This is a genomic window from Bradyrhizobium sp. Arg816, from assembly GCF_029989365.1.
Taxonomy (GTDB): Bacteria; Pseudomonadota; Alphaproteobacteria; order Rhizobiales; family Xanthobacteraceae; genus Bradyrhizobium.
Window position 1 is genome coordinate 68,633 of sequence record NZ_JAPRAQ010000004.1, and the last position, 25,535, is coordinate 94,167.

Genomic DNA, 25,535 nt, shown 5'->3' on the forward strand with positions numbered 1-25,535 from the left:
TCTCAGGCCGCGTGGATCGTGCGCCACACCCGGTCCGGGGTTGCGGGCATTTCCAAATTGTTCTTGCCGATCGCATCCGTGATCGCGTTGATCACGGCCGCAGAGGCGCCGATCGCGCCGGCCTCACCGCAGCCCTTGATGCCCAGGGGATTGCCCGGGCACAGCGTCGTGGTGTGGGAGAGGTTGAACGAGGGCAGGTCGTCGGCGCGCGGCATGGAGTAGTCCATGAACGAGGCCGTGACGGGCTGACCGTTGGCATCGTAGATGGCGTGCTCCAGCAGCGCCTGCCCGATGCCCTGGGCAAGGCCGCCATGGACCTGTCCCTCGACGATCATCGGGTTGATCAGCCGGCCGAAATCGTCGGCCGCGACGAAGTTGACGAAGGAGGTCTTGCCGGTGCCGGGATCGACCTCGAGCTCGCAGATATAGGCGCCGGCCGGGAAGGTGAAGTTGGAGGGGTCGTAGAAGGCGCTTTCCTTCAGGCCCGGCTCCATCCCGTCAGGCAGATTGTGCGCGGTGTAGGCCGCGAGCGCGACCATCGGGAAGGCGATCGCCTTGTCGGTACCGGCCACCTTGAACTCGCCGTTCTCGATGACGATGTCGCCCTCGGACGCTTCGAGCGCATGCGCTGCGATCTTCTTGGCCTTGGATTCCATCTTCTCCATGGCCTTCAGGATCGCGGTGAGACCGACGGCCGCGGAGCGCGAGCCGTAGGTGCCCATGCCGAACTGCACCTTGTCGGTGTCGCCATGGACGATCGAGACCTGGCTGATGGGAACGCCCAAGCGCTCCGCGACGAGCTGGCAGAACGTCGTCTCATGACCCTGGCCGTGGCTGTGCGAGCCCGTCAGGATCTCGATGGTGCCGACCGGGTTGACCCGCACTTCGGCGGATTCCCATAAGCCGACGCCGGCGCCGAGGCTGCCGACGGCCTTCGACGGCGCGATGCCGCAGGCCTCGATGTAGCAGGACACGCCGATGCCGCGCAGCTTGCCGTCCGCCTTCGCCTTGGCCTTGCGGGCTGCGAAGCCGGCATAGTCGATCGCCTTCATCGCCGCGTCGAGCGAGGCGTTAAAGTCACCGGTGTCGTAGGCCATGATGACAGGCGTCTGGTGCGGGAACTGGGTGATGAAGTTGGTCCGGCGCAGCTGAGCCGGATCGACCTTCAATTGCCGCGCGGCCGTCTCCATCAGCCGTTCGATCAAATAGCTCGCCTCGGGGCGGCCCGCGCCGCGATAGGCGTCGACCGGCGTGGTGTTGGTGTAGACCCCGACCACCTCGGCATGGATCGCCGGGATATTGTACTGGCCCGACAGCAGCGTCGCGTAGAGATAGGTCGGCACCGACGAGGAGAACAGCGACATGTAGGCGCCGAAATTGGCGTAGGTCTTCACCTTCAACCCGGTGATCTTGTTGTTGGCATCGAACGCCATCTCGGCATGGGTGACGTGGTCGCGCCCATGCGCATCGGTGAGGAAGGCCTCGGTGCGGTCGCCGGTCCATTTTACCGGGCGGCCGACCTTCTTCGAGGCCCACAGCGCCACCATCTCCTCGGGATAGATGAAGATTTTTGAGCCGAAGCCGCCGCCGACGTCGGGGGCGATCACGCGCAGCTTGTGCTCGGGGGCGATGTTGTAGAACGCCGACAGCACCAGGCGGGCGACGTGCGGGTTCTGCGAGGTCGTATATAAAGTGAAGTGCTCTTCCGCCGCGTCGTAGTCCGCGATCGCCGCGCGCGGCTCCATCGCATTCGGGGCGAGGCGGTTGTTGGTGACGTCGAGCTTGACCACATTGGCGGCCTTGGCGAAGGCGGCATCCGTCGCGCCCTCGTCGCCGATCACCCAGTCATAGACCTGGTTGCCGGGGGCTTCGGGATGAAGCTGAGGCGCGCCGCCCTTGATCGCGGCGTGGATATCGGCGACCGCGGGCAGCTCTTCATAATCCACGACCACGGCTTCGGCGGCGTCGCGGGCCAGGTTCTTGCTGTCGGCGATCACGACTGCGACGGCCTGGCCGACGAAGCGCACGGTTTCCGGCGCCATGGCGGGCCATGCGCCCATCTTCATCGGGCTGCCGTCCTTGGAGGTGATGGCCCAGCCGCAGATGAGATTGCCGACCTTGTCGTCGACGATCTCTTGTCCGGTGAGCACTGCGACCACGCCCGGCATCTTCAGCGCGGCGGACGAATCGATCTTCTTCACCTTGGCGTGCGCATGCGGGCTTCTGATGAAATGGGCATGGGTCATGCCCTGCAATTTGATGTCGTCGACGTAACGGCCCTTGCCGGTAATGAAACGCTTGTCTTCCTTGCGCACGACGCGCGCGCCAATGCCTTCAACACCCATGTCTGGTCCTCCCGACCGGAATTGTCTTGACTGCGCTTTCCCTCGAAAGCAGCAGCGGTGGTTCTTTATTCGAGGCGCGCCGCTTTACTCGGCCGCCTGCGAGACCTTCATGCGCCCGGCTGCATCCAGCACGGCCTTGACGATGTTGTGGTAGCCGGTGCAGCGGCAGATATTGCCTTCGAGCTCGTGGCGGACCGTGGGCTCGTCGAGCTCACCACCATGGCGGTGCACGATGTCGATCGCCGACATGATCATGCCCGGCGTGCAATAGCCGCATTGCAGGCCGTGATTGTCGCGGAAGGCGGCCTGCATCGGGTGCAGCTCGTCGCCCTTGGCGATGCCTTCGATGGTGGTGACGCTGGCGCCGTCGGCCTGGCCCGCCAGCATGGTGCAGGATTTCACCGCCCGGCCGTCCACGTGTACGACGCAAGCGCCGCACTGGCTGGTATCGCAGCCGACATGGGTCCCGGTGAGGTTGAGGTGATCGCGCAGGAGCTGGACCAGCAGCGTGCGGTCCTCGACGTCGACGGCAACGGCCTTGCCGTTCACCGTCAGTTTGACTGTAGACACGGAACATACCTCCCCGGATTGATTTTGATTGTTTCTAATTAGAGACCGCCGCCCCCGGACTTTGCAACTAGGATTTTGGTCACGCCGGTCATGGAAAAGTCATCGATCCTGACGAGCGGGCAATGACTTGGAATGACTTGGGCGGGCCAAGCGGGTCGACCGCCGCAAAATGGTCGGCCCATGTGGGATGCCAGCGGTCATCCCATCCGGTCGGCTTTTGGCCGACAAAGCCTCGGATTGCACCAGCCTGCCGAATTTACCGCCCTTTATCCATTGTGCCCTAGTTTTGCGCATCCGGGTCCGGGGGCGGGGCGCCTCCGGATCACGGCTGAATAGAAAATGGGGGTTGGAATGTCCGGGCGTATCGCGTCGCCGTCGAAGCGTACAATATTTCCGACCCTCCGGTTCCGCGCCAAGATCATCCTCGGCTTCGCCGCAGTGCTGGTGATCTCCGCCGGCAGCATGGCTTTCTCTTATTTCGGCTTCGAGCGGGTCTCGTCCGGGGTCGGGTCCTACCGCAGCAGCGTCACCGAGGCCGATCTCGCCCGCAACATCGACCGCGAGCTGCTCGCCTACCGCTCGGCCGTCAGATATTTCGTCGTCACCGGCAAGGAGGACGACGCCAAGGCGGCGCTGGACGCCGAGACCGGCCTGAAGAACGCCATCGATCAGGCGGTCAAGAGTGCCCAGAAGCTGGCGCGGCAGGAGGCCCTCAACAAGCTCGCCAAGGAATTCTCCAACTTCTCCGCAACCTTCGCAAAGGTCCTCCAGGCCAAGCGCGATAGCGCGCTGCTGGTGCAGAACCAGCTGACGCGCCAAGCCAATCTCCTGAAATACAAGCTCGACGATATCGGCAACAATGCCTCCGATTCCGAGGCGCAGTCGATCGAGTTCGGCACCAAGCAGGTCAACGCCCAGTTCCAGACCGCGAGCGCCGCAGCCACCAATTTCGTGCTGACCTCCGACCAGGCGGTCGCGACCAGCGCGCTGGCGCGGCTGAAATTCGTCGAGAATTCGCTCGGCGCGGTCTATTCCATGGACGACAAGATCGTCGCCGGCCTGAAGGACGCCAAGACCATCCTCGTGGCCTATCGCGAAGCGCTGGAGAAGCTGATCGCGAATGCCAAGATGGTGGATGAGCTCGTCACCGAGATGAGCGGTTCGGCCGGCGCGATCCTGCAAGGCGCCACCGCCATGAAGGCGGACCTCGTCGCCGAACAGCAGCGGCTGGATTCGGAGTCGGAAGCGACCATCGGGCGGACCGAGCAATTGGTGCTGATGCTGGCCGTCGGCGGCACGGTGCTCGGTGCGATCCTCGCCTTCCTGCTCGGCACCGGCATCTCGCGTCCGATGATTGCGATGTGCAAGGCGATGCGCGAGCTCGCATCGGGCAATTTCGACGTCGTGCTGCCGGGTCTCGGCCGCAAGGACGAGATCGGTGAGATGGCCGGCGCGGTCGAGGAATTCAAGGTTCAGGCCGTGGCCAAGGCCGAGCGCGACGCCGCCGCCAGCGAAGCCCAGAACAAGGAACTGGCCACCGCACGCCGTTCCGAGCTGATTCGCTTCGCCGATGACTTTGAAAGCGCGGTCGGTGCCATCGTGTCGAACGTGTCGGCCTCCGCCGTGCAGCTCGAAGCGGCGGCCTCCACGCTGACCCGAACCGCTGAAACCACACAGACCCTGTCGAGCCAGGTCGCCGGCGTGTCCGAGCAGGCCTCGAGCAACATGCAGTCGGTCGCAACCGCCACCGAAGAGCTTTCGGCCTCCGTCGAGGAGATCGGCCGCCAGGTCCGCGATTCCAGCCGCATCGCCGAAGCTGCCGTGGTCCAGGCCAAGGAGACCGACGGCCGGATCGGCAAGCTGTCGCACGCCGCCCAGCAGATCGGCGAAGTGGTCAAGCTGATCACCGCGATCGCCGAGCAGACCAACCTTCTGGCGCTCAACGCCACCATCGAGGCGGCGCGCGCCGGCGACGCCGGCCGCGGCTTCGCCGTGGTCGCCAGCGAAGTGAAATCGCTGGCCAGCCAGACCGCGAAGGCCACCGACGAGATTTCCTCGCACATCGCGGGCATGCAGGGTGCGACGGCCGAGTCGGTCGCCGCGATCAAGGAGATCGGCGCCACCATCGGCAAGATCTCGTCGATCTCGACCTCGATCGCAAGCGCCGTGGAAGAGCAGGGCGCAGCGACGCAGGAAATCGCGCGCAGCGTCCAGACCGTCGCGCAGGGCACCCAGACCGCCGCCACCGACATCGGCCAGGTCAACCGTGGCGCCGCCGAAACCGGCTCGGCCTCGGAGGAGGTCCTGAATTCGGCCCAAACCCTGTCCAGCGAAAGCACCCGCCTGCGCGCCGAGCTCGACCGGTTCATGGGGAATATTCGGGCAGCGTAAGGTCGCCAGGCCGGAAGCCCTCGCTGTCGCGTCACCCTCGGCTGTCGTCCCCGCGAAAGCGGGGCTCCATAACCCCAGGGAGGGGTCATGGAGCGAGCTGGCTTCGCCAACCATCTTCCTGTGGCGATGGGTCCCGGCGTTTCGCGGGGACGACAGGCTCGGCCGCGTCACCTAACCGCAAGTTGCGACGCCATAAATTTACCGCGGCTTATCCTTTGCCCCTTACCGTGCTCACGAGTCAGGAAGCGGGCTGCTTCCGGGCTGTGCCTGGTTTTCCGCGAATGGAATGGGGTGGGGAATGCCCGTCAAGTCGACGCCGAACACATCGAAGCTGCTCACCTTGCGTTTTCGCGCAAAAATCATCCTCGGCTTCGTGGCGGTGCTGGCCATCCTCGCCGTCAGCATGGCCTTCGCCTATTTTGGCTTCGAGCGGATCCAGGCCGCCGTGGCATCCTACCGGGCCAGCGTGTCGGAAGCAGACCTCGCGCGGACCGTCGATCGCGACCTGATCAGCTATCAGGGACTGGCGCGGGCCTATACGCTGACGGGTGCGGCCGATGACGAGACCGCGGCCAAGGGGGCCGAAGAGAATCTGAAGGGCGCGATCGCCAAGTCGATGGCCGCGACCACCGGCGCGGCGCGCCGCGAGCAGGTCGGCAAGCTCGAGACCGAATTCCAGCGATTTACGAAGGTATTCGGTGAGATCATCACGCTGACGCGCGAGAACAACAAGATCGCCGCCGACGAGCTCAACAGCGTCGGCAACAAGATCCGCTTCAAGTTCGACGATCTCGCGGATACGGCCGCGCTGGCAGGCCTGAACTCGGTTCAGACCACCGCCAAGGACGTCACCTCGCAATATCTCGCGGTCTCCACCTCGGTCAGCGCCTTCGTCGCCAAGCCGGAGCCGAAGACCGCCGACGGCGTGATCGCCCGCATCAAATTCCTGGAGACGCTGCTGGTCTCGATCTATGCCAACGACCAGAAGATCACCGACCGCGTCACCGAAATCGGCAATCTGCTGAAGCAGTACCGCACCTCTTTCTCGAAGCTGACCGAGAACGTGAAGATCATCGTCAAGTTGAACGGTGAGATGACCAAGACGGCGACGGGCATTCTCAAGCTCTCGGCTGAGCTGCGGTCCGATCTGACCTCGGATCAGCAGCGCATCGAAGCGAGCGCCAACTCCACCATCACCGAGACCGAACGGCTGATGCTGATGATGGCGCTCGGCGGCCTCGCCATTGGCGCCGTGCTGGCCCTGATGCTCGGCAACGGCATCTCGCGTCCGATGATCGCGATGTGCAAGGCGATGCGCGAGCTTGCGTCCGGCAATTTCGACGTCGTGTTGCCGGGTCTGGGGCGCAAGGACGAGATCGGCGAGATGGCCGGTGCAGTCGAGGAATTCAAGGTTCAGGCTGTCGCGAAAGCCGAGCGCGACGCCGCCGCGAGCGAAGCCCAGAACCGCGAGCAGGCCGCCAGCCGCCGCTCCGAGCTGATTCGCTTTGCCGACGATTTCGAGAGCGCCGTCGGCGCCATCGTCTCCAACGTCTCGGCCTCGGCCGTGCAGCTGGAATCGGCGGCCTCCACCCTGACGCGCACCGCCGAGACCACGCAGAGCCTCTCAAGCCAGGTCGCCGGTGTCTCCGAGCAGGCCTCCAGCAACATGCAGTCGGTTGCAACCGCCACCGAAGAGCTCTCGGCCTCGGTCGAGGAGATCGGCCGCCAGGTGCGCGATTCCAGCCGCATCGCGGAAGCTGCTGTGGTGCAGGCGAAGGAAACCGACAGCCGCATCGGCAAGCTCTCGCACGCTGCCCAGCAGATCGGCGAAGTCGTCAAGCTGATCACGGCGATCGCCGAGCAGACCAATCTTCTTGCGCTCAACGCCACCATCGAGGCGGCACGCGCGGGTGAGGCCGGCCGCGGCTTCGCAGTGGTCGCCAGTGAAGTGAAGTCGCTGGCGAGTCAGACGGCGAAGGCGACCGACGAAATCTCCTCCCACATTACCGGGATGCAGGGCGCGACGGCCGAATCGGTCGCGGCGATCAAGGAGATCGGCGCGACCATCGGCCAGATCTCGTCGATCTCGACGTCGATTGCGAGCGCCGTCGAGCAGCAGGGCGCCGCGACTCAGGAAATCGCGCGCAGCGTCCAGACCGTTGCACAGGGCACCCAGACCGCGGCCACCGACATCGGCCAGGTCAACCGCGGCGCCGCCGAAACCGGCTCGGCCTCGGAAGAGGTGCTGAACTCGGCCAAGACGCTGTCGTCGGAAAGCACCCGCCTCCGCGCCGAGCTCGATCGCTTCATGGGCAATATCCGGGCGGCGTAGGGCTCAGACCGACGAGTCTCACTCCCTCCCGAACGCCCGCCTCAACTCGACCTTCGCGCGCTCCAGCCGCGCGCGTTGTGTCTTGGGCAGGGTCCTGCCGGCGCGGTTGATGTAGAAGGTCAGCATCGAGAGCGCCGAGCGGTAGGCGCCTGACTTGCGGCGCGTGCTGTGCTCGGCCGAGCGCTTCAGCGAGATCGCGATCTTCTTTGCGCTGGTCAGTTTGAACACGCCCCGCTTGAGGTCGAGTGCATCGCTCTCCTTCGTCACGCGCTGCGACCAGCGCTTTGGCGAGGCGCGCCTCGTGCTCTTGCGCGCGGTCGTGCTGCGCCTCGTACTGGTCTTCTGCACGCCCGTCTTTCGAGAATGTGTCGTCTTTCTGACGTGAGCCATGCGCCAACTCCCTGCGGCTCCATCGGAAACGGACGACCCCAAGGGCCGTTCCTGCGGGAACCTGCCATTGCCGCAGGCGTTGTCGCAGGTGGCAGGCGGAATGCCGCACCCCGATGATCGGATCGCCCCAGTCCACACCATGTGAGCCGGGGCCGCTTCCATTGGTTAGACCCAGCAACGCGATGGAATTGCAGCAAAGCCCAGCGCTGAATTACGGACCTGCTGTCTCTGCGGCGGCCGCGGCCGACCGCATCGTCGAGACCAGCATTCCCGCGCGGCTCGACGCGCTGCCGTGGAGCGGCTTTCACACCCGCGTCGTGCTGGCGCTCGGAATCACCTGGATCCTCGACGGGCTCGAGGTGACGCTGGCCGGCGCGCTCTCCGGCGCGCTGAAGCAGAGTCCGTCGCTGCAATTCTCCAATCTCGATCTCGGTATCGCCAATTCCGCCTATCTTGCCGGTGCGGTGCTCGGCGCGCTCGGCTTCGGCTGGCTCACCGATCGCATCGGCCGCAAGAAGCTGTTCTTCATCACACTGGCGCTTTATCTCTCCGCAACCGCCGCGACCGCCTTGTCGTGGAATGTCGCGAGCTACGCGCTGTTTCGCTTTCTCACCGGCGCCGGCATCGGCGGCGAATACACTGCGATCAACTCGACGATCCAGGAACTGGTGCCGGCGCGTTATCGCGGCTGGACCGATCTCGTCATCAACGGCAGTTTCTGGATCGGCGCGGCGATGGGCGCGGTGGCGGCCATCGTGCTGCTCGATCCCGCATTGATCGGTCCTGATCTCGGCTGGCGCCTCGCCTATCTCATCGGCGCGACCCTTGGCCTTGTCGTGCTGCTGATGCGGATGTGGATTCCGGAGAGCCCGCGCTGGCTGATGGTCCACGGCCGGCCCGACCAGGCCCACGCCATCGTGGACGAGATCGAGCGCTCCGTCATCGGGCATGACCAGGATGCGAGCGACGGCCGCTTCGCGAAAATCCGACTGAAGATGCGCGACCACACGCCGATCAGGGAGGTCGTGCACACGTTGTTCTCCGTCTATCGCCAGCGCTCGATGGTTGGCCTCGTGCTGATGGTCGCGCAGGCGTTCTTCTACAATGCGATCTTCTTCACCTTCGCGCTGGTGTTGACCGACTTCTACAGTATCAGCGCCGAACATGTCGGCTGGTATCTCCTGCCGTTCGCCGCGGGCAACTTCCTCGGGCCGCTGCTGCTCGGCCGCCTGTTCGATACGCTCGGCCGCCGCGTCATGATCACGTTCACCTACGGCGTATCGGGCGTGCTGCTGGCGCTCTCGGGCTATCTGTTCTCGATCGGCGCGCTGAGCGCGCAGGGGCAGACCATTGCCTGGATGGTGATCTTCTTCTTTGCCTCGCCCGCCGCGAGCGCGGCTTACCTGACCGTCAGCGAGACGTTCCCTCTGGAAGTGCGCGCGCTGGCGATTGCGGTGTTCTACGCGGTCGGCACCGGCATCGGCGGCGTGATCGGGCCCGCGCTGTTCGGCGCGCTGATCGACACGGGTTCACGCACCAGCGTGTTCGCGGGCTATTTGCTGGGGGCCTTCCTGATGATCGCGGCTGCGTTCGTGGCGTGGCGCTACGCCGTCGCCGCGGAACGAAAATCGCTCGAAGAAATCGCGCGGCCACTTGCCTTTATGGAGTAGACTATGAAATCGGAACTCGCTGAATTGGATCAGAAGCCCGTCATGCTCGACGATGAAGCGCCCGACGCGGTGCCGGTGCCGCATGCACTCGTGCCGCATCTGGGCGAGACTGCGATCCTGCTCGACATCGACGGCACGCTGCTCGACCTGATGCCGACGCCGCGCGAGGTCTGGGTGCCGCCGGGCCTTTCGGAAACGCTGATCCGGCTGACGGAGCGCACCTCCGGCGCGTTGGCGATGGTCAGCGGCCGCTCGCTCAACGACATCGACCTGATCTTCGCACCCGACGTGTTTCGCGCGGTCGCCGGTCACGGCGCGGAAATGCGCCTGTCGGTGGACAATGAAGCGGACGATGTGCATGCGCCGCCGATGGACAAGGAGCTGAAGCGGCGCCTGGCTGCGATTGCAAAACTCAGCCCCGGCATTCTGCTCGAGGACAAGGGCTATTCGCTGGCGCTGCATTATCGCCTCGCGCCACATGCGGAGAAGGCGATCTACGAATCCGTCTCGCTGATCCGCGCCGATCTCCCTAATGCGCCGATCGAGGTGCTGCCCGGCAAGTTCGTTTGCGAGATCAAGCATTCCGGCTTCACCAAGGCGACCGGCGTGCGCGAATTGATGAAGCATGAGCCTTTCAAAGGGCGCCGTCCGATCTTCATCGGCGACGACGTTACCGATGAGACCGTGTTCGCGATCATGCCCGACATGAACGGCCTCTCCTTCTCCGTTGGCCGCCGCGCCATCGGCGTCAACGGCCATTTCGATGAGCCGAAGGATGTCCGTGCGTTCCTCGCGCGTCTGCTCGACGATACAAGGTTGGAATAAGGCACCGACACCTCGGGGCCACATTGTCGCTCGCGTCGTTCGCGTGCGCGCGCAATTCACGCTGGGCAACACAGCCGCGAAAATCGCCTTTGTTGAGTGAAACCGCCGGGTTCCCTCGAGGAAAACTGGTTCCAACGCACGCGCCTGATTTTGGTTTCAATTCGTACAAATGATGATCAGGAACCATATTGATGAACGGCAGTTAAACGGGGTGGAATGAACAGGAGGGGACGACCTGTGAACTTAGTCGTCGTTTCAAATCGAGTTGCGCGCGGCAAACCCAACGAACCCATGACGGGTGGCTTGGCTGCGGCATTGCTTCCCGTGGTGGAACATTCGGGTGCTATCTGGGTGGGTTCGTCAGGCCGCGTGCGTGACGGCCATCAGAAGGAACCGTTCGCCGAGATCGAAGCGCTGGGCTCGGGCGCGATTGCGACGCTGGATCTGCCGGCGGCGCATTACGGCGGCTATTACGAAGGTTTTGCCAATTCGGCCCTGTGGCCGGCGCTACATTCGCGCAGCGATCTGATCCGCGTCTCGCGCGACGACTATGTCAGCTATCGCGAGGTCAACGCCTTCATGGCGCGCGCCTTGATGCGCTTCCGGAAAGCGAAGACGGCTTTCTGGGTGCAGGATTATCATTTCCTCGCGCTCGGCGCGGAGCTGCGCGATCTCGGTGTCGATGATCCGATCGGCTTCTTCCTGCACACGCCGTGGCCGGTCGTCGCGGTGATGCAGGGCGTGCCCAACCATCGCGAGCTGATCACGGCGATGCTGGCCTACGATCTGCTCGGCTTCCAGACCAATGAGGATTGCCAGAATTTTCTCGGCTATGTTGCGGGCGAGCTCGGCCTCGCCGTCGAAGACGGCGTTGCGATCTCGCAGCATGGCCGTACGCGTTGCGAAGTCTTTCCGATCGGCATCGATGCGGAGAAGTTCGCGGCTTACGCTGCGAAGTCGGCCTCGCATCCCGACGTGTCGCGGCTGCGCCGCAGTCTCAACGGCGAGCGGCTCGCGATAGGCGTCGACCGGCTCGACTATTCCAAGGGTCTCGTCAATCGCATCAGCGCGTTCGACCGGCTCTGGACCGAGCATCCGCAGTTCGCGCGCAGCATCTCGCTGCTCCAGATCGCCAACCCCTCGCGCGGCGCGATCGAGGCCTATGGCAATCTCCAGAACGAGGTCGCGCGTCTCGTCACCGACGTCAACGGCCGCCACGGCGAGGTCGACTGGACGCCGATACGCTACCTCAACAAGGGCTTCAGCCAGGCCGTGCTCGCCGGTCTCTACCGCACCGCGCAGATCGGCGTGGTGACGCCGCTGCATGACGGCATGAACCTCGTCGCCAAGGAATATGTCGCTGCGCAGAACCCGGCCGATCCCGGCGTGCTGGTACTGTCGAAGTTCGCCGGCGCCGCCAACGAGCTCGAAACGGCGCTGCTGGTCAATCCGCACGACATCGACGGCATGGCGCGCGCGATCGCGGTCGCGGCCGCAATGCCGCTCGCCGAGCGCAAGATGCGCTGGGACGCGATGATGAAGAAGCTGCGCGGCCACACCATCCAGCAATGGTCCGCCGACTTCGTCGCCGAGCTGGAGAAGTGCCGGACCGAGAAGGTCGTCGTCACACCGCTCGAGACCCAGTCGCCACAGGCACTGCGCTGGCTGAAGTCGGCGATATCAGGTGTGCGGCTGATTTAATTCTCTTCTCCCTCGCCCCGTTCTTACGGGGAGAGGGTCGGGGTGAGGGGCTCTCTCCACGCACGCGATTGTCGACGAACCTGTACCCCCTCACCCGGATCGCGCCGGACGATGCTTCGCATCGCCGGGGACGATCCGACCTCTCCCCGCAAGCGGGGCGAGGTGAAAAACGAGCGCCCTCAATAACAATACGACACGCCATCCAAAATCGCGCATTGCCGCTTGTTCGGCGCGTTGGGATCGTCCAGCGGCACCATGCCCTTGCCCTGGCCGACGAACACGCCGGGTCCGACATGCACCGAGCTCTTGTTGCCGATGATCACGCTCTGATGCGGTGTCGAGCTCGAGCGCGTCCCGTCCGGCCAGATGATGGCATCGCCCGACAGCATCCCGCGTCGCCCGTCGTCGCAGCTCACGTCGACGCCCTGGCGGGTACAGACCTGCGCTAAGGCCGGCCCGGCGAAGGCGGAGCCAAGAGCCGAAATCAGGCCAAAGGCGGCGATGGTCTTGCGGATGGTCATGGCGTCCCCGGTCGTGTTTGGCGGTCTGTTGTGAATCGTCGCGCCAAACCTACCTCAGGTTCAGTCAGCAAGGGGTTCCGAGGCGGCAATCGAAGTCAGATATTCTCTTTTGAATACAATATCTTACGGAAATTTCACCCGATTTCCCCGCGATCTCTTGCAAAATCACCGGCGCCCCTTCAAGAGAGGGCGCTCCGGAGAGATGGCCGAGTGGCTTAAGGCGCACGCTTGGAAAGCGTGTGTGCGGGAAACCGTACCGTGGGTTCGAATCCCACTCTCTCCGCCATCCCACCAAAATGATCTCGTACTTCGATCTGGAGAGAGGCCAGAAATGCGGCCGTTTTCCTGCTTTTTTGCCGAGGGAGAAGTCCGCTCACCCATCCAACCTAGTGCCGGATAGGTCTGGAGAACCGAATTTTCTCCGAATCTTAGAACAAGCAAAATCGGTCCGGTACGGGATGTCCTGGAAAACAAAGGGCTTATTTTGGTCGCGGTTTGAATCTCTCTCGCTCAACCGACCGCGAAAATCAGGGATGTGTGAGTTCGATACCTGCTTCCCCAACCACGCAGTCTCCAGTTGACGACGTTTTACAACCTGAATCTCGCCGGCACCGAAATATGGGCTTCTCGCGCATGGGCCTTAGTCTCCAGGTTCCGGGTTTCATAATCGGCGGGGCGGAACAGCAGGAAATCTCCGGCCGGATTCCGAAAATTGGGCGGAGACCTGTGCGATCGTGACTGCCGCCCAACCATGGCACTCTGTCCGGGCCCGTTCTGCCGCCTGACGGCACAAAGAATGGAAGCTGTGCCCGGGATTGCCGCGTGATGAACGCAGTGAATACCGAAGATGGCTTGCTGGGCCAGATTTCAGTTGCTTGCGGAGGCAACTTCCGCGAGAAATAAATCTTAGCCAACTGCTTCGGCAGGAAGGCTCGGGGGGCGTGTGGATGGAGGGGAAGCTTGAGGCTCAGCTTGAGGCTGAAAGGCCGTGGCAAGCTGACCTATGCCAGTTCTTTACGCGCGACAAAGTTGCGGAAGTATGTCTGAGCCACGTGGCTTTTCCCGAGAATATCCTCACGCTGCGATTGCTTGATCCAGCAGCCGGCCAAGGTGCGTTTTTCTTGCCTTTGCTGCCGCGGTTGGTTGAAGCGTGCCGCGCGCAGAGGAAAACGTTCGATCTCCTGAAGACTGTTATCTGCGCTTACGAGGTGGATCGCGAGGTTGCCACGATCCTTCGCACTCGGTGCGTTGCAAACCTTGAGGAGCTGGGCGTCCCCCGCGCGAGCGCGAAGGCGATTGCGCAAGCATGGGTCAAGAACGAGGACTTTCTCGAGACGCGGCCGCGAAAGCGATTTACGCACGTTGTTTCCAACCCCCCCTACATTCGCTGGGACGCGATCCCGGTCGCGCTCCGCGACGTTTACAAGACGCGGTTCAAATCGTTTAAGCAAAGGGCCGATCTCTACGTTGCATTCATCGAGCATGCGCTCGGGCTGCTCGCTCCGCACGGTCAACTCGCTTTTCTGTGCCCCGGAACTTGGACCCGAAACGTCTACGGCAATGCCGTCCGAGAATCGTTTACGTCGCAGGGGCAGTTAAAGACGATCATCGACTTCAGCGATGTCGATAGTTTCGAGACCTCGGCCGATGCGTATCCGCATTTCTTCGTGTTTCAAAAAGATGCTGCGGGTCCGACGAAGATCTCGTCTGTAATCGGCTCCGATAAGATCGAAAGATCGGGCAATGTGATCATCAGGACTTTCTCGCCCTCCGCTTTGCCTCTTCTTCTCACGCGCGATTCCGCGGCGCAGAGAGCGGTCGAGGCGGCCCGCCGACGTTTCCCGAAGTTGGAAGATGCAGGCTGCACCATCCGCGTGGGCTCCGCGACCGGTTGCAACAGTGTGTTCCTGGGTGATGCGGAAGACCTCGGTATCGAGCGGTCTCGTTTGCTGCCATTCGTGAATGCAAGTTCGATCCATAACGGCAAAGTGCGTTGGGCAGGTACACAGGTTGTGAACGTGTTCGACAAAGACGCGAAAGTCGTGAAGCTTTCGAAGTTTCCACGGATGGCGGCGTACCTGCGGAAAAACAAGAAAAGCCTCCAGTCGCGGGCGAAAGCCAGCCAATCGAAAATTTGGTGGCGCACGATCGACGTTCTTCACCCAGATTGGTACGCCTTCCCAAAATTACTGGTTGTCGACGTATCGGCGGAACCCGTGATCGGTATTGATACCGCTGGCTATTGCGCGGGTAGCGGCGTCTATCAGATCAAGAGCGACCAGTGGCCATTGGCTGATCTGTTGACGTTTCTTTCCGCGGGAGTCCTCGGCCTGTTCGTCGCCAGCTTGTCTACCGGGGCGAAGGCTGGATTTCACCGATTTCAAAAAAATCAGATCGCGGCCGTCCATATACCGAGGTGGACCGAGCTGACCTCTGACTGGAAGAAACAATTCAAGCTTGCGCGCAAGGAAAAGGACGGACGCGCGCTCCTGAATTTGATCGCCGGACTGTACGAATGCGAAGCGAGCCTGCTTGAAAACCACGTAGCTCGCGATTGGAACGCTTTTTGCTCAAATCGGCCTCGACGGTAGGGAGCTTCGAATGGCGCTGCCTACTTGGAATGAGCGGTTAGCGGAGGCGGTAGTATCAAAGCGCGAACGTACAAGGCGGCTCGTTGAGCGCCTCAGAACGCGGACCACGAAAGGACCTGCGGATCAGCCGGCTCTCGCCGAGCCCGAAGGCCCGGTTCAGCCACCTTCGGTGGATGGGGAGGTGAAAGATCGCGACCTGACCGTGGCGACCGTCGAACCAAACGAAGACCTGACCCGCTTTGTGGATTTGCTTGATGACGTGACGACAAGCGAGCAGCGCGTCCATGCTGCATTGCTTTGGCCGCATATCCCGCCTCGTGCAGTCCTTCCGTGGATGCTGCGCGAAGTCGGCCGGGGACGCAGTGACAAGCCCATTCGGACTGTGTTTTTGAATATGGGGCGGCCTGCGTTGCAGGCCGTTGCCGACATCGGCGCTCGGACAGCGAAACTGCGCGAAAGAGGTCTTTTCCGCAGTGGCGTGGTCGGCGAACGAGTGTTGGGTGCGATCAGTCCTGACGCGCACTTTTATATGTTTCTCGGTGATCGACAGTCCAAAATTGAGTCGGTTCCTCTGGTCTCGATCGTGGCGCACACTGTCGCGCTTAACGATGGCACGTACTGGAGAGACTTCGATGAGAAGACGCTTAAGGGGTTCAAGCGCTTGTATCCCGCCGGGCGTCTCGATTCCGTCCGGACGCACCTCAGTCTCTTGGGTTCGGCAGTGCGCAGCCCGGCCTTCGCATTTCTGTTGCCATCGCATTTTCCGGACGTAGATCGCAGGCGTGTTTTGCGTGCGTTGCCGGGATCTATCGATCTCGCTGTGATCGATATGACCAAGCACGCGCTTCGAGGACGCGACGCTAGTGCATTGATACGGTTGTTCGTTTCTGAACTGTCTGAAACGCTGAGGCAGCCACCAAGGAAGATGCTGATCCTAGCGGATTGCCCTTTGCGCTACTCTTTTATCCGTCGGTCTTTACGAACCTATCGTGGCGGTGGGGAGCTCGGGCCGCGAAGTGAGGGCCACCGGCTTATTTGGGCGACGCGTGGTCGTGGTTTTGAAGCGCCAGGTGTGCGCGAACGTGCGACGCGGCCCATCGTGGAGACGATCGGATCGAGTGAATGTATTATCGCGACACGGCTTTGGCATCATGCAAAGCAACTCGACGAGGGGAATCCTCTTGCATCGATGCTCGAGCAGGGCGCTATCGCGTTGAAGGGGATGGCGCTTACGGCGTCGGGCGCGGATGCGATCCTTGCTCCTTACACCGATGTTCATGACGTCTATCACCGCGTGAAGCGTGAGCGGCACTCGTTTGAGCCTCATTTTAATAAAGCGATGGCGGGCGTGGCCGATGGGCATGCCGGCCCGTGGCGCGATGCCATCCAATCGGATTTGGCTGAAGGCTTAGGTCTGGCTGAAGCCCTTCGCGCTGAAACGCCTTTGATGCGCTACATGAAGCGCATCCTGACCGAGATTGATCCAGACAACGATGTAGTTGCTGTACTGCGCCATCCGGAAGATGCCCAACAAGCCAACGACCAGCTTCTGGAATTTCTTACGGCGCCTGGCTCCTTTATCGCCGGCGTTCCGGAGTTGCGGGTCACGACGCCAAATCACTATTCCGCCGAGGTACAGCGTAGAAAGCCGACAGTGGTCGTCTGGGCAGCCTCAACCGATATTGGCGCGCGGAGTTACATAGGAGACGATTTTTGCCCGGCGCAGTTCAGGCTTGTCGTTGCGGGGCACGATGCCATGACGTTAAGTCGCGTTCTTGATGCTGCGTCGGCCGACGAATACGAAAAATATGCGGAGCGAGCGAGCTTGCTGCGCGCGGCTCTTCCCTGGGTCGCAAAAGAGTATGGCGGTTTGTCGGTTGCTCATGGCCTCGATTCGGACCGCCCACGGATCTCGCTCCCGTTCGTTGGGCACGGTTATCTCGTTTTGGATGGTTACGGGAAGATTGCGGCCGGTCCAGGATCGCAGTTCTATGTGCTCGATCCCGCTTCGCATCGATTGGCGCCAAAAGAAGCACGCTCGCTTGATATCGGCGATGCGGTGTTCGTGATGCCGGATTTGATACGTGAAGAGTTAGAGGCTGCGCTGCGGGAGAAAGACGACAAGGGTCGTACCCTCGAGCAGGCCTTGGTCGATCAATACAAGGCCACGGTGAAGAAAGGGATAGAGACGCTGACGGCTCAATTCGGAGCCAAAGGCTTAACCGCCCGTGTTCGGGACATGCTCTTCGACCAGAATCCCGGCCTTCCTCCGATCAGTAAGCCAGCGGTGGAATATTGGCTACGCGCGGCCGAGCGCTCAGAGGTCGATACACCGCATGCCGCGATCAATCCACTTCACATTGAAGCGTTCTTGCGTCTGATGGGGGCCGGCGTTCTTGCGCGTCCGCTAACCGACGCCGTCCGAATTGTGCGTACGGACCTTCGCCGCGACGGCCATGCGAGCCGCAGTCTGTTCGATCGCCTCCTGCTTGATGCCGACAGCGTAATTCAAGGACCGTTGTCGTCTTTTTCTAAGTTGCAGGATGTTCGGCGCGCCGCCATGGGAAGTGTGTTTCCGGTTCTCGAGAAGAATTTCGACAAAGTTGATGCGGCGAATACGAACGAACATTCCTTACAGGTGACGTCGCAATGACCCAGCTTCTCTTTCCGGATAGCAACAATGTCGGCCATACGACGAAAGAGGCGGTAGCTTCAGCCATCCTCTATCAGACCTATGATCGGCTTAGAGGTGCAGGCCCTACCGGGCGGATCATTTACCGGGAAAAGCCTTCGCGCGTTATTCACACACAACATCTTCTCCCGCGAAGGCAACCATCGTCGGTTGCTCTAACTTATGCAGAAAAAGACGATGTCACCTCGCCAGTCCACGTTGGAACGGTAGGTCTTACATTCCAAATTGCAGATCGGACGCATGCGGCGATCACAGTTGGGTTAAAAGCCTGCATCTACCTTCGCATGCTGCCATCGGCGGCGGATTTATCGGCCGCGAAAGTTGTGTTTAGGCTGTCCAAGAACGCGCGCTCTGTGATCCTTCGACATCGCCGTGAAGCGCTGAAGCGGGCGGAAGACGAAGATCGTGCCGTCCTGGGCGAGGAAGGTCGAAAGAGTCCCAAGTGGCTTGAGATCAAAAATCGTGTGACCGAGGAAGCCGAAGCGAGCGCGCTGTTAGAGCTTGGGATCACCGGGGCAATTCTGCAGTCGCCAACGCGACGAGACGTACTCGTCTCCATGCTTGCGGAAGGTGACGAAGAGCCGACGTCCGATGATCCGGCGGTTGATGACGAGCCGGGCACAACAGCGGATGCGGGCGAACAGCCCGCCGACGGCCTATCGGATACAGCTCTTGATGCGGATGATAAGACCGTCCAGACGACGGGGGGCGGCGACGGGGACACCTTGAAGGCGTTCGAATTCGCCGTTGCGCCCGGCGACGTGAATGCGCCGCCTGATGCTCTAATCGAGCGCGAGCAAATACCTCAAAAATGGCTTCGCGTGCCGGTTGATCTGGGAAGCTTCCGGATCGACCTTTCGCGAAGCGCCTCAGATATCGACCGCGATCTCGCAGATTTCAACGCTGAGATGCTGCGGCGTGTGGAGACCGTCATCGACGCGTGGCAAGCAGACGCAGACCCGAACACGGGTGGACTGCTCTGGGGCTTTCCAGGGGGACGAGGAACCCAGTCGCGAACCATAACACCGGCGGATGTGGTTGGGTGGGATCAAGCTCTTGAAGGATTGCGGACAAACCGGCGCTTGGCGCGGCCTGCGATTATTCCCGTACTCGAATACGAGAATCTAGAAGATCCACTCCGTCCCGATGAGCGAACGGTTCGGATCATCCTCGCAAATGAATCGGATCTTTTGGATGCAAAACTGGCGTTGGCGCGTGAGACCGATTCCACGCTTTACCAAGTCGAGATGTCGGTCGGATTCGATCCAGGTGTACATCGGCCTATAAGACTCGACCGCATCGCGCCGTCGTACCGATACAATCGCTATCTCGCTCATGACGCCCTCGGAATTAATTGCGGCGTTCGACGCAGGGGACTGACGGACCCGACGGTTCTGGAAACCACATCACTGCCGGTTTACTACCAGCCCCTAATCAGGCAATTCGATCTGCCAACACCGCCGAATTTTGACGCACTGGGATCGAGGGACGGTGGGCTCGCTATCGTAAAGGGTCTGCTGGCGGCTTTCGACGACTGGCTGAAGGAAGTCGAAGAAGCCGAGCCATATGGCCGCTCGCTCGACCCTGTGGCCGACGCGAGAGACTACGCGCGTGAGAAATCGCAATTTGAATCGATCGATCTGCGCGGTTGGGCTGGAGAGCGCGCGGCCATCGCGCGTGGCGTCAGAATACTTGAGAAAGCGGTCGCGGCGCAAGCGGCCGGAAAAGCCGCAACTGATCCCGAGGTGATTCCACTAACCGCGTGGCGGTTTATGAATCAGGCGTTTGGTGAGTTCTGGAAGGAAAAGAACAAGAGCGTCGAAGGATGGCGGTTGTTCCAAATCGCGTTCATTCTGGCGCAAATCCCGGCAATCGTTTCTCGGATCGAATGTTGGAAGGACAGCCCGACTCTCACAGCGAAGGATGATCGGGAGGCCTCGCTCCTCTACTTCTCAACTGGCGGCGGGAAGTCGGAGAGCTTTTTTGGTCTGCTCGTGTTCTGTCTGGCTTTTGACCGGCTTCGCGGCAAGCACCATGGCGTCACAGCGCTCGTGCGGTATCCGCTGCGCTTACTAACCAGCCAGCAGGCCCAACGCCTTTCCCAGGTGTTGGCGGCTGCTCACAAGGTGAGATGGTCATGGCAGCGTCAAGGCTTGGAGCTCAGAGGCGCCGACTTCGATATTGGCTTTTGGGTCGGTGGCGGAAATACGCCGAATAACCGAAGCGTCCGCGGCTTCTCAGAAATCCCGACGCTTGCCAACGACTGGGACGAATTGTCCCGGCGGCGCGGCGATTACAGCATTTACTTGAAGAAGTGGGTGCGCTTGGCGAGCTGCCCCTATTGTTCGGGTAAGCTCGCCGGGCCAGATGGCAAGAAAACATCAACGATCGGCTTACGGCGATTTCGCGAGGGGCCGGCTCCGGAAGAACGGCTTGCCCATTGTTGCTTCAATCGGGAGTGCGCTTGGAACTTGCGCCATCGTGCCGTCGATGCACCGCATCCGCTTCCGATCCATATCATGGATTCCGACATTTATGCCTACGCGCCCGCCGTTCTCCTTGGGACGGTCGATAAGCTCGCGCTTATAGGGCAGAGCGCTCGGACGCTTATTCGCGTGCTTGGCATGTTTGGTTTTGCTGCGTGGCAACATCGCGATTCCGGGAGATTGGTCTCCCCTTGGCTCCGAGACCAATTTCAGCGTGGGCCCGACGCGGCCGGATGCCAAGGCGTGTTTCCGTTTTACAACGACGGGAAGAAGCTCTTCTTTGATCCCTATCCCATACTCGAAATTCAAGACGAAGCCCATTTGCTCGATGAATCGCTTGGGACGTTTTCAGGATTGTTTGAAACGACGTTCCTCCACGCCCTTCGAACCCTGTCGCCACTGCTGGGAGACCAGGTTGTTAAGGAGGGCGGCGTAGCGCGCCCACCAAGGATTATCGCGGCATCGGCCACGGTTTCGGACCCTGCGCGGCAGATCGATCAGATTTATCAACGTCAGGTCGTTCTATTTCCTCAACCGGGCCCAGATCTGTACGAAAGCTTTTATGCTCGGCTCCGCGATCCGGACAGCGGCGATCCCGTGCGGGATGCCAGCGACAACGCGGAGCATCGAACGCCGACGCGCCGTCGATATGTGTCGCTCATGACTAACGGGCGGACGCATACCGCTGCAACCGTCGCGATCCTCTCGGCATTTCATCTTACGATTACGCAAGTTCTCAAAGGATTGGTTGAAGGCGATGATTTTCGGCGCTGGGCCCTCCGCGAGGCGTTCGCCGACGGGCTACCATCCGACATCTTTAGGGATGGTCACCGCGCGACGCTGCTCGACCGAAATGTGGACCATTCCGAGATTGCGTACGCGGTCGATTTAGACCGCATTGCCCTTCTTTACGTCACGAACAAAAAAGGCGGCGACAATGTGAAGGCCGCGTTGCAGGATGTTATTCGGCGTGACCATAAGCTTGCTGGCATTGACGACATTCCGGGTGTCCGCACGGCCCTCATCACTGGAGCGATCGATGCTGGCTTGATCAACGCGATTGTCGCGGAGGCAGGCCAGAAGCCGAAGGTTGGTTCGCCTTTCAGGCCAGAAGCCTTGCGGGATTCGCTCCGAGGCGTGATCGCAACGTCCGCAATTTCCCACGGTGTGGACGTGGACGAATTCAACATGATGTTTTTCGCAGGACAGCCGTCCGACATCGCTGAATATATTCAGGCGTCGTCACGCGTAGGGCGAACGCATGTTGGTACGAGCATCCTCATCCCAACACCGCAGCAGCGTCGCGACCGGTACATCGTTGAAATCCACGATATCTTTCATCGTTTCTTGGAACGGATGATTGACGCAGCGCCCGTTGAGCGTTGGGCAGAGAACGCGATTACGCGAACGCTTGCCTCATTCCTGCAGCTGAAAATTTGCGGCGTCGATTACGTCAGAGAAATGAGTCGCACTCGCACTAATGCGCAAAGAGCTGCGCTGGCGGAGCCGGACAACGTTGGCGAAATCGGCGAAAGATCGCGGACGGATCATATCAATCTACTCGATGAACTCTGCCAGTTTGTCGTGGATGGAATTGGGCTCGAACACGACACTTCGCCGCTCAACAAGGATTTTTACAGGAAGCGTATTAATCAGCTGTTTCACGACGCGACGACTGCAATGGAGCAATCCAATTGGAGAACAGAAAACCTCGATAGCTTCTTCAAGCAGCCGGGAGCGCCGCTAAATCGTCCGATGACGAGCTTGCGCGACGTTAATGAAGCGGGATCGATCGAAGGAGGCCTTGGAACCGGATCGGACAGCATTCGGAGGGCCGACCTCGGTCGTGTCATGTCGGCGCTTATGCGTGGAAATAACAGCTGGACGGCCGGGGAGACCGGGGAATGAGGAAGCATGGCTAGACAACCCGCCGATAGCGCCCGCGGGGAAGCGGATGCTAAGGGCCCTTCCATGAGCCGATCCCAAGCGCAGATCGCGATGAGCTACGCGCCGGGGCAACATTTCACCTTTGAAGGAGCTGCTGGCGCTTGTCAGGCCATGCCTTCGCCGAATGCGACGCCAGCTCGACCGGAACAGACCACAAAGGTCCAGATCGAAATGCGGATCGACGAAGCGGCGCGCGCTTGGTTCGACAAAGCGATGGCATGTCGGCAGAACGAAGCCAACGTGCCAGCGCCTCTGCCGGAATTTTGTGTCGACGTTTCGCTTTTGGACACGTCGCGAACCCAATATAGCTTCAGGCCTACGGCTTTTGTGTATTTGAAGCCGGATCGGATGGGCTATCTACCGCGACCTACAACGCTCATCTGCAGCGAGTGTGGCCTGATCGAAGCGACCGCAAATCCAAAGCAGATGGGACAGCGCCTTTCCGAACTCAGCGAGGCCTGCGCACATCCAAAGCGTCCCAACGATCCATCGAACTGTTCTTGGGGTCAGCTTGACGTCATATTCGCCCACTGGTCCGGCTCTTGGAAGCCGGCCAGTCCCAATATGACGGTTTACGACCAAGCCACCCGGCGCCCAATCAAGCGCTATGCGATTTGTGGGAAGTGCGGCAGCCGCCAGTTTGTTCTCAACAAGGACCAGGTGGCGCTTTCGAATTGGTCCTTCTCATGCGCGAATTGCGGGACGAAGAACCCGGACCCCTGGGTCGAGAAGTGCGATGAGACGCTCGGTCGCATCGCATCAAACATCGGGCCCGGTGGGAACATCGTCGGCGAAGCCTCGATGGAGAAGATCAACTACGCCGCGTCGTCCGCGTATTTTGTGAAGTCTGATACGTTCATTACGTTTCCTGAAGGGTCAGGCATTGAAGCTTTGGAGCCCGGACAGGCTCGACTTCTTGCCGGCGTGATCGAACGGCTTGTGGGATTGGAAGGGCCGCCGCTGAGCGATGCCGAGGTCGCGGCTCAGCTGTTATCGAAAGAACGTAAGGCGGAAGAAAAAGAGTTTGACGAGATATTGCAAGGCTTAAAGCTCGCCACCGACAGCAAGAACCAAGTGGTGGCGGACCTTATGCTCAAAATGAGGGCTGAGCGGCTTGCGAACTGGCAACAAGCGGGGTGGCTCCAGCGCAATGCCGCGTTGCCGCTTGATATTATCCTGAAACTCCGAGCGCGGCACGAATGGACAGGAAAATACGATCCATTCAGGCTTCTCGTTGAGCATTCGGCTCTAGCCAAAACGAAGCTTCGCGGTGAGATCGTTGCGGGCAGGGCGAGTTACGTCGATTTCACGAACCCAGATGAGTGGCTCGTGCCGCCGAATTCACCCCAACGCGCCACGATGGTTGAGAACGCCGACGAAGCCATGCGCTTTTTGGGCGTTCGGCGCGCGGGCCTGATCAGCAAGTTCGATTTGTGCAAGTTCAGTTTTGGATACTCTCGGGTAGAGAATACACCTAAGATACTGAAGCACGGTCGGATGATGCCGGTTCGTCTGAACCTATTTCCCAAGGTGCAGACCGCTCAAGAATCGCGCCACCCAGTGTATGTCCTCGAGCAATCGAACGAAGCGTTTTACTTCCAGCTCGATGAAGTCCTTGTACGCTCGTGGCTCTCGCAGCCTGAACTTGGATGCACCGATGCCAGCTTGCTTACCGATTATCCTGACAACTTTGCCGCCGCGCTGCTGAGTTCGGCGCAGATTATGTCCGGATATCTTGAAGAGCATGACCGCAAGTCGGACCCCACGATTTATAAAATGACTTACGCGCTCCTACACTCCTACGCGCACTACATCATGCAGGGTATTCAGCAGTTTTCGGGGCTCGATTTGGGATCGATCGGAGAGTATTTGTTCCCGGCCGATTTGGGATTTGTTGTCTATCGTAACGGGATGACCCTCGATCTGGGTGACCTTTCTGCGCTGTGGCGCAACCATCACGAGGCGTTTCTTTCCTATCTCCGAAATTTCCCGACCTCTTTGGGCTGTAATCTCGGAAATCTCTGTATGACGAAGGGCGGAGCCTGTCCGGACTGCATCATGATCCCGGAAGTCATCTGCCTGACGGCGAATAAATATCTCAGCCGCTCAACCCTTATTGGTCGCGGCCGACCCGACTTCATCGTGGGTGAGGAACGCATCAAGGGTTACCTCCAGGTCGCGCTTGAAAATGCCAGAGCTGCTCAGTGATCGTCGTTTCGATACGCTTGTCGGCGAGCTGTATCCGCTCGCGACGCAGGCCGCGCGGATCATCGGGCATTTTGCCGACAGCGCGGAGGCGATCGGCCGCTCGGATCGCGATCTAGCGTCTCGGCTGGGAGGCGTCTCTGCTGAGCATGTCGCCATTGTTCGTCGATCGCTGATCGAGAATGGCCTTGCGGCGCGTTCGAGCTTTGCCACCAGGCTCGTCTCTGATTCTTCGGTGCTTTTCGCACTAGCTGAGCGCTTTAAGGGCGTCGCCGCCTATCTTCGAGTCCATAGAGATCAAGATGTGGTCCGGTTGGTACTGACAGAGCCTGGACTAAAAAGTGCGCTTCGCCGGGCCATCGACGGCGCGCAGGCTCTTCCGCCAATCGTTTTTCAGACGACCGATGCCTTTTTCAACTTGGCGCGCGGCGCCAAGCAGGAACTGGTGATCCTTTCTCCGTTTTTGGACGCACAAGGGGCCGACTTGTTGGTGGAGCTATTCTCGCTCTGCCGGCCGGAAGTGCGCCGTGTGCTTATCTCAAGGCCCTTAGCAGAAGCGCACTGTGGGGACGCCTTTAGGCCACGGGCGGCCGACTTCCGGCGCCTAAATGTATCAGTGGTCGAGTATGCGTTGCCTTCTTCTCTGCCGTCCGGTCGCGAAACGTTTCACGCGAAAGTCGTGTTGGCCGATGATTCTGAGTTCTACGTCGGTTCTAGCAATTTTATGGGTTCGGCGCTTGAACGGTCATTTGAGTGTGGCGTGTTCGTCCGAGGCGAAACAGCCAAACGGATGCGGTCCGTGCTGCTTGCAGTTCGAGCGGTAGGAGTTCCGGTTGTCAACTACTAGCGCAACCGGTGGAGATCTCAGT

General features: G+C 60.8%; 14 protein-coding genes and 1 tRNA gene. 11 read left to right on the plus strand and 4 right to left on the minus strand.

The genetic code is table 11. The features are described 5' to 3' along the window. Positions 1-2 precede the first annotated feature (2 nt). Together OWC48_RS11845 and OWC48_RS11850 are read right to left on the minus strand one after the other, a co-directional pair. A complete protein-coding gene (locus tag OWC48_RS11845; protein ID WP_282520148.1) occupies positions 3-2,345 on the minus strand; it encodes a xanthine dehydrogenase family protein molybdopterin-binding subunit in 2,343 nt (780 codons plus the stop codon). Between the two features lie 84 nt (positions 2,346-2,429). Next, the gene (locus OWC48_RS11850; protein WP_247314747.1) at positions 2,430-2,915 is read right to left on the minus strand and encodes a (2Fe-2S)-binding protein; all 486 of its coding nucleotides are present in this window, start codon (positions 2,913-2,915) and stop codon (positions 2,430-2,432) included. 351 nt (positions 2,916-3,266) lie between these two features. On the opposite strand from OWC48_RS11850, the gene OWC48_RS11855 reads away from it, so the two are divergent. Both OWC48_RS11855 and OWC48_RS11860 read left to right on the plus strand, forming a co-directional pair. Beyond that, a complete protein-coding gene (locus OWC48_RS11855; protein ID WP_282520149.1) occupies positions 3,267-5,306 on the plus strand; it encodes a methyl-accepting chemotaxis protein in 2,040 nt (679 codons plus the stop codon). A gap of 298 nt (positions 5,307-5,604) precedes the next feature. Beyond that, positions 5,605-7,638, plus strand: coding sequence for a methyl-accepting chemotaxis protein (locus OWC48_RS11860; protein WP_282520150.1), 2,034 nt, complete (start codon positions 5,605-5,607; stop codon positions 7,636-7,638). 18 nt (positions 7,639-7,656) lie between these two features. Here the strand turns inward: OWC48_RS11860 and OWC48_RS11865 are convergent, their stop codons facing one another. Further along, on the minus strand, positions 7,657-8,028 hold the full coding sequence (locus tag OWC48_RS11865; RefSeq protein WP_282520151.1) for a DUF3175 domain-containing protein: 372 nt from the start codon (positions 8,026-8,028) through the stop codon (positions 7,657-7,659). Positions 8,029-8,210: 182 nt separating this feature from the next. On the opposite strand from OWC48_RS11865, the gene OWC48_RS11870 reads away from it, so the two are divergent. The 3 genes from OWC48_RS11870 to OWC48_RS11880 all read left to right on the plus strand — a co-directional run bounded on the left by OWC48_RS11870 (position 8,211) and on the right by OWC48_RS11880 (position 12,224). Continuing rightward, complete coding sequence (locus tag OWC48_RS11870; RefSeq protein ID WP_282520152.1) at positions 8,211-9,698, plus strand: MFS transporter; 1,488 nt, start codon at positions 8,211-8,213, stop codon at positions 9,696-9,698. A gap of 3 nt (positions 9,699-9,701) precedes the next feature. Next, positions 9,702-10,523, plus strand: a complete 822-nt coding sequence (gene otsB, locus OWC48_RS11875; protein WP_282520153.1) for a trehalose-phosphatase — start codon at positions 9,702-9,704, stop codon at positions 10,521-10,523. Between the two features lie 237 nt (positions 10,524-10,760). Beyond that, positions 10,761-12,224 (plus strand): trehalose-6-phosphate synthase, encoded by a 1,464-nt coding sequence (locus tag OWC48_RS11880; protein ID WP_282520154.1) that lies wholly within the window; start codon positions 10,761-10,763, stop codon positions 12,222-12,224. A 179-nt stretch (positions 12,225-12,403) separates the two neighbouring features. On the opposite strand, the gene OWC48_RS11885 is transcribed toward OWC48_RS11880, so the two are convergent. After that, positions 12,404-12,745 (minus strand): hypothetical protein, encoded by a 342-nt coding sequence (locus tag OWC48_RS11885; protein WP_282520155.1) that lies wholly within the window; start codon positions 12,743-12,745, stop codon positions 12,404-12,406. Between the two features lie 196 nt (positions 12,746-12,941). On the opposite strand from OWC48_RS11885, the gene OWC48_RS11890 reads away from it, so the two are divergent. The 6 genes from OWC48_RS11890 to OWC48_RS11915 all read left to right on the plus strand — a co-directional run bounded on the left by OWC48_RS11890 (position 12,942) and on the right by OWC48_RS11915 (position 25,513). Beyond that, positions 12,942-13,031: transfer RNA gene (locus OWC48_RS11890), tRNA-Ser, on the plus strand. Between the two features lie 661 nt (positions 13,032-13,692). Next, on the plus strand, positions 13,693-15,336 hold the full coding sequence (locus tag OWC48_RS11895; protein ID WP_282520156.1) for an Eco57I restriction-modification methylase domain-containing protein: 1,644 nt from the start codon (positions 13,693-13,695) through the stop codon (positions 15,334-15,336). A 181-nt stretch (positions 15,337-15,517) separates the two neighbouring features. Continuing rightward, positions 15,518-17,989 (plus strand): hypothetical protein, encoded by a 2,472-nt coding sequence (locus OWC48_RS11900; protein ID WP_282520157.1) that lies wholly within the window; start codon positions 15,518-15,520, stop codon positions 17,987-17,989. Then, complete coding sequence (locus OWC48_RS11905; RefSeq protein WP_282520158.1) at positions 17,986-22,422, plus strand: DEAD/DEAH box helicase family protein; 4,437 nt, start codon at positions 17,986-17,988, stop codon at positions 22,420-22,422. Before OWC48_RS11900 ends, OWC48_RS11905 begins: the two co-directional genes overlap by 4 nt. A gap of 63 nt (positions 22,423-22,485) precedes the next feature. Continuing rightward, positions 22,486-24,669: a hypothetical protein gene (locus OWC48_RS11910; RefSeq protein WP_282520159.1), complete on the plus strand. Its 2,184-nt coding sequence runs from the start codon at positions 22,486-22,488 to the stop codon at positions 24,667-24,669. Beyond that, positions 24,650-25,513 carry a phospholipase D-like domain-containing protein gene (locus tag OWC48_RS11915; RefSeq protein ID WP_282520160.1) on the plus strand — a complete coding sequence of 288 codons (864 nt, stop codon included), beginning with the start codon at positions 24,650-24,652 and terminating at the stop codon, positions 25,511-25,513. Before OWC48_RS11910 ends, OWC48_RS11915 begins: the two co-directional genes overlap by 20 nt. Positions 25,514-25,535 lie beyond the last annotated feature (22 nt).

Bases quoted from the DNA above. Each gene is read 5' to 3' on its own strand.
- OWC48_RS11845 (WP_282520148.1), bottom strand. From the start codon at position 2,345: ATGGGTGTTGAAGGCATTGGCGCGCGCGTCGTGCGCAAGGAAGACAAG.
- OWC48_RS11855 (WP_282520149.1), top strand. From the start codon at position 3,267: ATGTCCGGGCGTATCGCGTCGCCGTCGAAGCGTACAATATTTCCGACC.
- OWC48_RS11860 (WP_282520150.1), top strand. From the start codon at position 5,605: ATGCCCGTCAAGTCGACGCCGAACACATCGAAGCTGCTCACCTTGCGT.
- OWC48_RS11865 (WP_282520151.1), bottom strand. From the start codon at position 8,028: ATGGCTCACGTCAGAAAGACGACACATTCTCGAAAGACGGGCGTGCAG.
- OWC48_RS11870 (WP_282520152.1), top strand. From the start codon at position 8,211: ATGGAATTGCAGCAAAGCCCAGCGCTGAATTACGGACCTGCTGTCTCT.
- otsB (WP_282520153.1), top strand. From the start codon at position 9,702: ATGAAATCGGAACTCGCTGAATTGGATCAGAAGCCCGTCATGCTCGAC.
- OWC48_RS11885 (WP_282520155.1), bottom strand. From the start codon at position 12,745: ATGACCATCCGCAAGACCATCGCCGCCTTTGGCCTGATTTCGGCTCTT.
- OWC48_RS11895 (WP_282520156.1), top strand. From the start codon at position 13,693: ATGGAGGGGAAGCTTGAGGCTCAGCTTGAGGCTGAAAGGCCGTGGCAA.
- OWC48_RS11905 (WP_282520158.1), top strand. From the start codon at position 17,986: ATGACCCAGCTTCTCTTTCCGGATAGCAACAATGTCGGCCATACGACG.
- OWC48_RS11910 (WP_282520159.1), top strand. From the start codon at position 22,486: ATGAGCCGATCCCAAGCGCAGATCGCGATGAGCTACGCGCCGGGGCAA.
- OWC48_RS11915 (WP_282520160.1), top strand. From the start codon at position 24,650: ATGCCAGAGCTGCTCAGTGATCGTCGTTTCGATACGCTTGTCGGCGAG.